Origin of the sequence: Saccharothrix sp. NPDC042600, assembly GCF_040647305.1 — a bacterium.
Taxonomy (GTDB): domain Bacteria; phylum Actinomycetota; class Actinomycetes; order Mycobacteriales; family Pseudonocardiaceae; genus Actinosynnema; species Actinosynnema mutabilis.
Genome location: NZ_JBEZBW010000177.1, coordinates 1 through 9,557, shown reverse-complemented (window position 1 = coordinate 9,557; position 9,557 = coordinate 1). Strand labels below are relative to the sequence as shown.

13 protein-coding genes are annotated in these 9,557 nt (G+C 71.4%); 4 read left to right on the top strand and 9 right to left on the bottom strand.

Features of this window, described 5'->3' with window-relative positions:
* Window positions 1-155: 155 nt before the first annotated feature.
* The gene (locus AB0A74_RS41700) at window positions 156-347 is read right to left on the bottom strand and encodes a DUF3072 domain-containing protein (protein WP_343939557.1); all 192 of its coding nucleotides are present in this window, start codon (window positions 345-347) and stop codon (window positions 156-158) included.
* An 85-nt stretch (window positions 348-432) separates the two neighbouring features.
* Complete coding sequence (locus AB0A74_RS41695) at window positions 433-774, bottom strand: DUF6401 family natural product biosynthesis protein (protein WP_358258627.1); 342 nt, start codon at window positions 772-774, stop codon at window positions 433-435.
* A gap of 80 nt (window positions 775-854) precedes the next feature.
* On the opposite strand from AB0A74_RS41695, the gene AB0A74_RS41690 reads away from it, so the two are divergent.
* The gene (locus tag AB0A74_RS41690) at window positions 855-1,325 is read left to right on the top strand and encodes a DUF6319 family protein (protein WP_358258625.1); all 471 of its coding nucleotides are present in this window, start codon (window positions 855-857) and stop codon (window positions 1,323-1,325) included.
* Between the two features lie 58 nt (window positions 1,326-1,383).
* Here AB0A74_RS41690 and AB0A74_RS41685 read toward each other — a convergent pair whose 3' ends face one another.
* Together AB0A74_RS41685 and AB0A74_RS41680 are read right to left on the bottom strand one after the other, a co-directional pair.
* The gene (locus tag AB0A74_RS41685) at window positions 1,384-2,340 is read right to left on the bottom strand and encodes an NADPH:quinone oxidoreductase family protein (RefSeq protein WP_358258623.1); all 957 of its coding nucleotides are present in this window, start codon (window positions 2,338-2,340) and stop codon (window positions 1,384-1,386) included.
* Window positions 2,341-2,346: 6 nt separating this feature from the next.
* Entirely contained in the window at window positions 2,347-3,132 is a 786-nt protein-coding gene (locus AB0A74_RS41680; RefSeq protein ID WP_358258621.1) for an SDR family NAD(P)-dependent oxidoreductase, read from the bottom strand.
* Window positions 3,133-3,253: 121 nt separating this feature from the next.
* Between AB0A74_RS41680 and fabG the strand changes: the two genes are divergently transcribed.
* On the top strand, window positions 3,254-4,015 hold the full coding sequence (gene fabG, locus AB0A74_RS41675) for a 3-oxoacyl-ACP reductase FabG (RefSeq protein ID WP_358258619.1): 762 nt from the start codon (window positions 3,254-3,256) through the stop codon (window positions 4,013-4,015).
* Window positions 4,016-4,018: 3 nt separating this feature from the next.
* Window positions 4,019-4,471, top strand: a complete 453-nt coding sequence (locus AB0A74_RS41670; RefSeq protein ID WP_358258617.1) for a MaoC family dehydratase — start codon at window positions 4,019-4,021, stop codon at window positions 4,469-4,471.
* Between the two features lie 5 nt (window positions 4,472-4,476).
* Here AB0A74_RS41670 and AB0A74_RS41665 read toward each other — a convergent pair whose 3' ends face one another.
* From AB0A74_RS41665 to AB0A74_RS41645, 5 genes are read right to left on the bottom strand one after another with little or no spacing between them, the layout of a single operon-like run.
* Complete coding sequence (locus AB0A74_RS41665) at window positions 4,477-4,947, bottom strand: hypothetical protein (RefSeq protein WP_358258615.1); 471 nt, start codon at window positions 4,945-4,947, stop codon at window positions 4,477-4,479.
* A 42-nt stretch (window positions 4,948-4,989) separates the two neighbouring features.
* On the bottom strand, window positions 4,990-5,559 hold the full coding sequence (locus AB0A74_RS41660) for a TetR/AcrR family transcriptional regulator (RefSeq protein ID WP_358258613.1): 570 nt from the start codon (window positions 5,557-5,559) through the stop codon (window positions 4,990-4,992).
* Window positions 5,560-5,596: 37 nt separating this feature from the next.
* A complete protein-coding gene (locus AB0A74_RS41655) occupies window positions 5,597-6,358 on the bottom strand; it encodes an SDR family oxidoreductase (protein WP_343939574.1) in 762 nt (253 codons plus the stop codon).
* The gene (locus tag AB0A74_RS41650) at window positions 6,358-7,560 is read right to left on the bottom strand and encodes an acetyl-CoA C-acetyltransferase (protein WP_358258611.1); all 1,203 of its coding nucleotides are present in this window, start codon (window positions 7,558-7,560) and stop codon (window positions 6,358-6,360) included. Before AB0A74_RS41650 ends, AB0A74_RS41655 begins: the two co-directional genes overlap by 1 nt.
* A gap of 15 nt (window positions 7,561-7,575) precedes the next feature.
* Window positions 7,576-8,721 (bottom strand): acyl-CoA dehydrogenase family protein, encoded by a 1,146-nt coding sequence (locus AB0A74_RS41645; protein WP_358258609.1) that lies wholly within the window; start codon window positions 8,719-8,721, stop codon window positions 7,576-7,578.
* Window positions 8,722-8,809: 88 nt separating this feature from the next.
* Between AB0A74_RS41645 and AB0A74_RS41640 the strand changes: the two genes are divergently transcribed.
* Window positions 8,810-9,424: a TetR/AcrR family transcriptional regulator gene (locus tag AB0A74_RS41640; RefSeq protein ID WP_343939580.1), complete on the top strand. Its 615-nt coding sequence runs from the start codon at window positions 8,810-8,812 to the stop codon at window positions 9,422-9,424.
* Window positions 9,425-9,557 lie beyond the last annotated feature (133 nt).

Below are 9,557 nucleotides of genomic sequence, written 5' to 3'. Positions count from 1 at the left end.
GCAAAACTTTTTGGCCCGACCCCCGAAAAGTGTGGTAGCCCTTCGGGCAGGTCATACGGTGGGGAACACGAAGGCCCCTTGTGGCTGGGAGCCCGGACCAAAAGCACGCCGCTGCGCGGCGGACCCGCGCTTCGCGCGGATGGGAAGCGCGTGTGCTAGTCCCGGCCGCGACCGGTCTTCTCCTGCAACCGGTCGATCAACTGCGACGCCTCGACCTTCGTCAAGTCCTCCGGCACCTCCTCGCCCGCCTCCTGGGCCAGGGTGTGCAGGTAGGACTCCTGCGGGCCGGTCATCGGCTCGTCGCCGGTCGTCCAGTCCTCGGGGTCCTTCTCCGGGGTGCGGTTCACGGTCGGTTTCTCCCTTCGCTCGAACGCTCGAACGCGCGTTCGAGGTACCCGGGATCCGGACGGACCAATCCCGCCCCCGCGACGGTTACCCCTCCAGGGCGAGTTCCGGCTCGTCCGACCGCCGCGCCAGGTCGCAGACCGCGGCCAGTCTCAGCGTCGTCCAGTCGGCGCGCGCCCACTCCACCACCGCGGGTGGGGTCCAGCCGTGCTTCGTCGCCTCGTCCAGCACGCCGCGCGCGTAGCCGGCCAGCAGGATCGCCGCCGCTGCCGCCGGCGCGCCGTAGGCGAGGATGTCCCGCACGGACGCCGCGTGTTGGTCGATCGCCGCCAGCACGCCCACCGGGGCCAACACCGCCGTCGCCATGCCGATCTCGCCACCCAGCCGATCCAGGAACCGACGGGCGGCCATGTCCCTCCAGCCGCTCACAAGCCCGACACCCTACGCTGTGCGGGGCGATCGACCCACCATCGAACATCTGTTCTAGGATCACGGCCGGGTCGAGCCGGATGCAGAGAGGAAACGAGAACGTGCAGGCGGACACGCTCGTGGAGCAGGAAGACCAGGTGGACGCCGTGCCGGCGGCCACGCAGCAGGAGGAGGCGCCCGCCACCGAGGAGGCGCCCAAGGTCGAGGGTGGCGAACCCAAGGCCGAGGCGCCCGCGCCCAAGCCCGCCAAGCCCAAGGCCGCGAAGAGCACGGCCAAGAAGACCCGCACGGTCGAGCTGACGCTCACCGTCACCGGCACCGCCGACGGCGAGTGGCAGGCCGATCTGGTGCACGGCACCAAGCGGGTCGTGCAGGGGCTCGTCATCTCCGCGGCGGCGGTGTCCAAGGCGGCCAAGGAGCTGCACGAGGACATCGCCGGTGGCATCGACGAGGTCATCGAGGCCGCCCGGGCCCAGCACCGCACCCGCATGGAGGAGCTGGAGGCCGAGCTGGCCAAGGTGAAGGCCGCGCTGGCCGAACTGAGCGAGTGACGCGGACCGGCCGGTGGGGCAGCCCACCGGCCGGATCCCCGACACCAACCCGCCCGGGCTACCGCGACGGGTCGAGCACCAACTTGCCCGTCGTCCGCCTCGACCGCAGGTCCTCGTGCGCCTTGCGGACCTCGGACAGCCCGTACTCGCCGCCCGCGACGGCCCGCAGCTCACCGGCCTCGACCAGCGCGAACAGCTCGTCCATCGCGCGGTGCACGACCCGACCCGGCAGCTTGAACGCGTGCGGCAGCCACATGCCGGCGATGGCCGTCGAGTGCACCAGCAGCTTGCCCAGGTCCACCGGCGACGGCCGTTCGCGGCTGGCCATCCCGTAGAACGCGAGCCGCCCGAACGGGGCCAGCGCCGCCACGCTCTGGTCGGTCACCGCGCCGCCGGTCATGTCCAGCACCACGTCCACGCGCCGGCCCTCGTTGGCTTCGCGCAGCGCCGCCGTCATGTCCGCCGCGGTGGAGTCCACGGCCACGTCCGCGCCCAGGTCCAGCGCCAGCTTGCGCTTGTCCTCGCTGCTCGCGGTCGCGATGACGCGGCCCGCGCCCCACTTCTTGGCCAGCTGCACGGCGATCGACCCGACCCCGCCCGCGGCGGCGTGCACGACGACCGACTCCCCCGGCTCCAGGTGCACGCTCTTGCGCAGCAGCAGCCACGCCGTCGCGCCCTGCACGACCATGCTCAGCGCCGTCACGTCGTCCACGCCGTCGGGCACGTCGAACGCGGTCGCGGCGGGCACGGAGGCCTTCTCCGCGTACCCGCCGAAGTTGGTCAGCGCGACGACCCGGCGACCGTCGGGCGTGCGGCCCACGACCTCGCCGCCGGGCACCAGCGGCAGCTCCATCTTCGCCAGGTAGGAGTTCTCCGCCTGGTGGGTGTCGGCGTAGTTCAGGCCCGCGCGGCTGACGTCCACGAGCAGTTCGCCCGGACCGGCGACGGGGTCGGGCAGCTCGACCTCGGTGAGGACCTCGGGTCCGCCGAACTCGGTGATCTGGATGGCACGCACAGTGGATCAGCCTTCCTGGGACGGGTCGTGCAAGGCCACGCGCTCACCGGACGCGGTGCGCGGGCCGGGCGGGTTGGGGAACTTGAACGGCTCGCTGGGCCGGCCGGCCTGGACGTACCAGCACTGGCCGGTGCCGCCGGACCGCAGGGCGGACAGGTAGGCGTCCACCACGTCGTCCACGGTGAGGATCGGCATGCCGGCCGACTCCAGGGCGGTCTTGAAGCCGGCGATGATGTTGGTGTCCGCGAACGCGGGGCACACCGCGTTGACGGCGACGCCGTCGGCGGCCAACGTCGGCCCCAGCGCGCGGACCAGGCCGACGACGGCGGCCTTGTTGGCCCCGTACACCGGGTCCATCGGCATCGCCATCAGCCCGGCCATGCTCGCCGTGGCGACGATGTGCCCGCCGCCGCGCGCCTTGAGGGCGGGCAGGGCCGCGTGCACGCCGTAGACGACGCCGTCGAGGTTGATGCCCATCACCCGCCGGTACCGCTCGGCGTCGAAGTCGTCGCCCAGGCCGAAACCGGTGGCGATGCCCGCGTTGAGGACGGCGATGTCGAGCCCGCCGAACGCCTCGACGGCCGCCGCGACGGCCTGCTCGCTGTGCCGGGGGTCGCTCACGTCGCACGTGACGAACAGCCCGTCCACCTCGTCGGCGACGGCCTTGCCGCGCTCGGCGTCCACGTCGGCGACGACGACCTTCGCGCCGAGCCCGGCGAGTCTGCGGGCGACCCCCGCGCCGATGCCGTTCGCACCGCCGGTGATCCACGCGACCTTGTCCTGGAACTCCACCGCACGCCTCCCTTGGCGACATTCCGACCAGTCGGTATGGTCGTCGCACCGGGCTGTGGCGTCAAGCCACGCCTGCCGGTAGTTTCCAAGCGCTTGCTTAGCCCGTATCAAGGAGGATTTCGTGGCCGAGACCAACGCACGGGTGGCCATCGTCACCGGCGCGGCGCGCGGCATCGGCGCGGCCGTGGCGACCCGGCTCGCGCAGGACGGCTTCGCCGTCGCGGTGCTGGACCTCGACGAGGAGGGCTGCGCGGACGTCGTCGGGAAGATCAACGCTTCCGGGGGCCGCGCGCTCGCCGTGGGCGTGGACGTGGGCGACAGCGCGTCGGTGGACGCCGCCGTGCAGCGGGTGGCCGACGAGCTGGGCGCGCCCACCGTGCTGGTCAACAACGCCGGCATCCTGCGGGACAACCTGCTGTTCAAGATGACCGACGACGACTGGGACGCGGTGATGACCGTGCACCTGCGCGGCTCGTTCCTGATGAGCCGGGCGGTGCAGAAGTTCCAGACCGAGGCCAAGTGGGGCCGGATCGTCAACATGTCCAGCACCTCCGCGCTGGGCAACCGCGGCCAGGCCAACTACGCCGCCGCCAAGGCCGGTCTGCAGGGCTTCACCAAGACGCTGGCGATCGAGCTGGGCAAGTTCGGCGTCACGGTCAACGCCATCGCGCCGGGCTTCATCGAGACCGACATGACCGCCGCCACCGCCGCCCGCGTCGGCGTGGACTTCGAGGACTTCAAGAAGGGCGCGGCGGCGATGATCCCGGTCGGCCGCACCGGCACCCCCGAGGACATCGCGCACACGGCGTCGTTCCTGGTCAGCGAGGGCGCCGGGTTCGTGTCCGGCCAGGTCATCTACGTCGCCGGCGGACCGAAGGACTGAGGCATGCGCACCTTCGCGAACCTGGACGAGCTGGCCGCCGCCAAGGGCGAGCACCTGGGCTTCGGGCCGTGGCACGAGGTCACCCAGCAGGAGATCAACCTGTTCGCCGACGCCACCGGTGACCACCAGTGGATCCACGTCGACCTGGAGAAGGCGGCGCGCGGCCCGTTCGGCGCGCCGGTCGCGCACGGGTACCTGACGCTGTCGCTGGTCCCGTTGCTGGTGCGGGACATCTACACCGTGCGGGGCCTGTCGATGGGCGTGAACTACGGCCTGAACAAGGTCCGCTTCCCCACGCCGGTGAAGGTCGGCTCCCGCATCCGCGCCGGGGCGGAGCTGACCGAGATCACCGACATGGCGCAGGGCAAGCAGGCCGTGGTGAAGGTGGTCGTGGAGATCGACGGCGAGCCGAAGCCGGCGTGCGTGGCCGAGACGGTCGTGTTGCTGGTTCCGTGAGCGCCCTAGGGCGCGCCCAGGAACCACAGTCTGGGTGCGCCCTGGTCGGTCACCACGTTCAGGATGCCGTAGACGCAGCGGTGCGCCACGAACGCGCCCGGGTCCGGCAGGCTCAGCACCTCGACGCGGGGTGAGCCGGGTGCCCAGCGGGCCAGTCCTCCCTCGCTGGGCCAGTAGAAGTGCGTGCCGCACCGTTCGACGTCCGACCCGCCGGCGTCCACAGTGGACGCGTCCGGGGTGGACGGGACGGTGAGCCACTCGCCGACCACCGCGACCCGCTCGGCGAGGTCGCCGGCCGGGGTGCGGGTGTAGGGCACCGGGCCGAGCCGCGCGGTGGTGGGTGGCGCGGTGGCGGTCGGTGACCCGGTGGCCGGTGGGGGTTGGGCGGCGGTCGGCGGCGGGGTGTGGCCGCGCAGGACCGCGACGACCGCCACCAGGAGGCAGGCGGCCACGACGACCAGCGCTTTGCGCCGCATCCCACCACTGTGCGCCCGACCCGCGGCCGGGGGCAACCGCCGTCAGGGGCGTAGTGAGGCCAGGAGCAGGTCGGCGTAGTGGCGGCCGATCTGCTTGGGCGTCAGCGGGCCCGTGGCGTGGTACCAGGTGCCCAGGTGGTGGATGGTGCCGAAGAAGTAGTGCGCGGTCAGGTCGGCGGGCACGTCGGCGCGGAAGACGCCGGCCTCCTGCCCCTCCTCGACCAGCGACCGGAACCGCTCGTGGTAGCGCCGCCGCTCGGCGCGCATGGCCCGCCGCTGCTGCTCGGGCAGCTGGTCGGCCGACCGGAAGTACACCTTGGCCTGGTCGAAGTTCTCGACCGTGGTCACCACGACGTCCACCGCCACCGCGTGCAGCCGCTCGGCGACCGGACCGGGGCCGGTCGCGATCTCCTCCAGCCGCTCGGTCTGCATGCGCAGGAGACTGCCGTAGATCTCCTGGAGCAGGTCGTCCTTGGACCCGAAGTAGTGGTACATCGCGCCCTTGGTGACCCCGGCGTGGTCCACGATCTCCTGCACCGCCACCCGGTCGTAGCCCTTGTCGGCGAACAACCTGGTGGCGGCCCCGATCAGCCGTTCCGGCACAGATGCCATGGTGAGCAGCATAAACGGCCGACCGGGGCGGACCGGGTCAGCCGCCGAGCGTGACGCCGCCGTCCACGACCAGCGTGGCGCCGGTGGTGTAGCCGCCGGCGGCCGAGGCGAGGAAGACCACCGCGGCGGCCAGCTCCTCCGGGTCGCCGGCGCGGCCGATGGGCAGCCGGCCGACGTGGGCCTCCAGGTAGCCGTCGGGGTACTGGTCGGTCATCTCCGAGGCGAAGAACCCCGGCGCGAGCGCGTTGACCCGGATGCCCTTGCGGCCGGTCCACTGCTGGGCCAGGTCGCGGGTCAGGCCGAGCAGACCGGCCTTGGACGCGGCGTAGGCGGCCTGCGGCAGGCCGCCGGACACCAACCCGAGCACGCTGGAGATGTTGACGATCGAGCCGCCGTTCTCCATCACCGCGGCGGCGGCCTGGGCCATCCAGTACGCGCCGTTGAGGTTGACGTCCATGACGCCGAGGAACTGCTCGGGCGTCTCCTTGGACGCGGGCACCGCCGAGGCCACGCCGGCGTTGTTGACCAGCACCCGCACGTCGCCGAACTCGGCGGCGGCGCGCGCCACCTCGCGGCAGTCGTCGGGCTGGGCGACGTCCGCCTGCACGATCAGCGCCCGCCTGCCCGCGGCCTCGACCAGGGCGGCGGTCTCCTTGAGCTTGTCCACCCGCCGCGCGGCCAGCACGACGTCCGCGCCCGCCTCCGCCAGGCCCTTGGCGAACGCCACGCCGAGACCGGAGGACGCACCGGTGACGATCGCGGTCTGCCCGTCGAGGCGGAACTTGTCGAGGATTCCCATCAGCTGAGCCTTTCCAGGATGATCGCCATGCCCTGACCGCCGCCCACGCACATGGTCTCCAGGCCGAACTGGGCGTCGCGGGCCTGCATCCCGTTGATGAGGGTGGTCATGATGCGGGCGCCGGTCGAGCCGAAGGGGTGCCCCAGCGCGATGGCGCCGCCGTGCACGTTGAGCCGGTCGATGTCGATGCCCAGCGCGCGCTGGCTGCCCAGCACCTGCACGGCGAACGCCTCGTTGATCTCGACCAGGTCGATGTCGCCGATGGACATCCCGGCGTGCGCGAGCGCTTGCAGGGTCGCGTCCACCGGGCCGAGGCCCATGATCTCCGGGGACAGGCCGGACACACCCGTGGCCACGATGCGCGCCAACGGGGTGAGCCCGAGTTCCCGGGCCCGGGTGTCGCTCATGATGACGACCGCCGCAGCGCCGTCGTTGAGGGGGCAGCAGTTGCCCGGCGTGACCGTCCCCTGTGGACGGAACGACGGCTTGAGCCCTTGCACCGCTTCCAGCGTCACTCCAGCGCGCGGACCGTCATCGGTGCTGACCACCGTGCCGTCGGGCAGCGTGACCGGGGTGATCTCGCGGGCGAAGAACCCGTCCGCGATGGCCTTCTCCGCCAGGTTCTGCGACCGGACGCCGAACTCGTCCTGCTCCCGGCGGGAGATGCCGAGGTGGGTGGCCACGTTCTCGGCGGTCTGCCCCATCGCGATGTAGTAGTCCGGCAACTTCCCGTCGCTACGCGGGTCGGTCCACGGCGTGTTCTGCTCCGCCGTCCGCGCGGTCCGCTCCCGCGCTTCGTCGAACAGCGGGTTGAGGTGCGGATCGCCGTGGCGGTAACGGGAAACGCACTCGACGCCGGCGCTGATGAACGCGTGCCCCTCCCCCGCCTTGATGGCGTGGAAGGCCATCCGGGCGGTCTGCACGGAGGACGCGCAGAACCGGTTGACCGTCGTGCCCGGCACGGTGTCCAGGCCGAGCTGGACGGCGATGCGGCGGGCGACGTTCTGGCCGTGCTCGTCCTGCGGTTCGGCGCAGCCCAGGTGCAAGTCCACAACGGTGGCAGGATCGAGCGCGGGGACCTTGTCCAGCGCGGCCCGGATGACCTGGGCAGCCAGGTCGTCCGGCCGCAGCTCGACCAGGGAACCCTTGCGGGCCCGGCCGATCGGGGAGCGCGAGGTGGCGACGACGACAGCCTCGGGCATGGTGGTCTCCTTGTCCTACAGGCCGAGGTCGCGGCCGATGAGTTCCTTCATGATCTCGTTGGAGCCGGCCCAGATCTTGGTGACGCGGGCGTCCATCCAGGCGCGGGCGACGCGGTACTCGGTCATGTAGCCGTAGCCGCCGTGCAGCTGCACGCAGGCGTCGAGGACCTCGTTCTGGACGTCGGCGCTCCAGTACTTGGCCTTCGCGGCGTCCACGGCGGTCAGCTCGCGCTTGGTGTGCGCGATGGTGCACTGGTCCAGGAAGGCCTGCGTCACGTCCACCTTGGTGACCAGCTCGGCGAGCAGGAACTTGTTGTGCTGGAACGACCCGATCGCCTGCCCGAACGCCTTGCGCTCCTTGGCGTACTCGATGGTCTCCAGCAGGATCTGCTTGGCGTGCGCCAGGTTGGAGATCGCGCCGCCGAGGCGTTCCTGCGGCAGGCGTTCCATCATGTAGATGAAGCCGCGGTCCACCTCGCCGATGACGTTCTCGGCCGGGATGCGGACGTCCTCGAAGAACAGCTCGGCGGTGTCGGACTCGGGCTGGCCGACCTTGTCCAGCTTGCGCCCGCGCTCGAAGCCCTTCATGCCGGTCTCGACGGCGAACAGCGTGATGCCCTTGGACTTCTTCTCCGGGCTGGTCCGGGCGGCGACGACGATCATGTCCGCGGAGAAGCCGTTGGTGATGAACGTCTTGGAGCCGTTGAGGATCCAGTCCGAGCCGTCGCGCACGGCGGTGCTGCGCAGGGCGGCGAGGTCGGAACCGCCGGAGGGCTCGGTCATGCCGATGCCGGTGGTCAGCTCGCCGGAGCAGAACCGGGGCAGCCAGCGCTGCTTCTGCTCCTCGGTGCACAGGTCGACCAGGTAGGGCGCGACGACGTCGCCGTGGATGCCCAGGCAGCTCGCGACACCGGCGCTGACCTTGCACAGCTCCTCGCCGAGGACGGCGTTGAACCGGTAGTCGTTCGCGCCGCTGCCGCCGTACTCCTCGGGGACCTCCAGGCCCAACAGCCCCTGCCGACCGGCCTCCAGCCACAGCTCGCGGTCGATGGACCGCTGCTCCACGTACTTCTCGTAGTTGGGCCGCACGGTCCGGTCCACGAACGCGCGCGCCGTCTCCCGGAAGGCGTGGTGGTCGTCCTCGAACAGGGTGCGCTGCACGTTCCCTCCACATACTAAGCGGTTGCTTAGGCCCTAAGCGTGTGCTTAGCCTGCGGTACGCTGTCGGCCCTTGTCAAGGAGGCCCCTGTTGACCACCGCCGCCCACGAGTTCGAGCTGCTGGAGCGGACCTGGCGCGACGTGACGCCACCCGCCGCCCGCCGCATGCTCATCGCGGCCGCCGCCGCCTTCGCGGGCCGCGGCTACCACGCCACGACCACCCGCGACATCGCCGCCCAGGCCGGCATGAGCCCTGCCGCGGTCTACATCCACTACCGGTCCAAAGAGGACCTGCTCTTCCAGATCTCCCGCATCGGCCACCGACGCGCACTGGAGATGCTGACCGGTGTGACGGAGACGGAACCGGTGGCCCGGATGTCGGCGGCGGTAAAGGCCTTCTCGTCGTGGCACGCGGAGTACCACCTGACGGCCCGGGTGGTGCAGTACGAGCTGACGGCGTTGACCCCGGAACACCACGCGGAGGTCGTGGAACTGCGCCGCGAGATCGAGTCCACGGTGCGCGGGATGATCGAAGACGGCGTGGCGGCGGGGGCGTTCGACGTGCCGGACGTCAGGGGGGCGACGCTGGCGGTGCTGTCACTGTGCATCGACGTGGCACGCTGGTACAAGCCGGGCAGCCGCCGCACCCCGGAGTCGATCGGCACCCTCTACGCCGACCTGGTGCTCCGAATGCTGGGAGCCTGACCCCCGCCACCCCCTTCCGCCCGCGCGAAGCGCGGCTCCGCCGCGCAGCGGCGTGCTTTTGGTTCGGGCTCCCAGCCACAAGGGGCCTTCGTGTTCCCCACCGTATGACCTGCCCGAAGGGCTACCACAGATT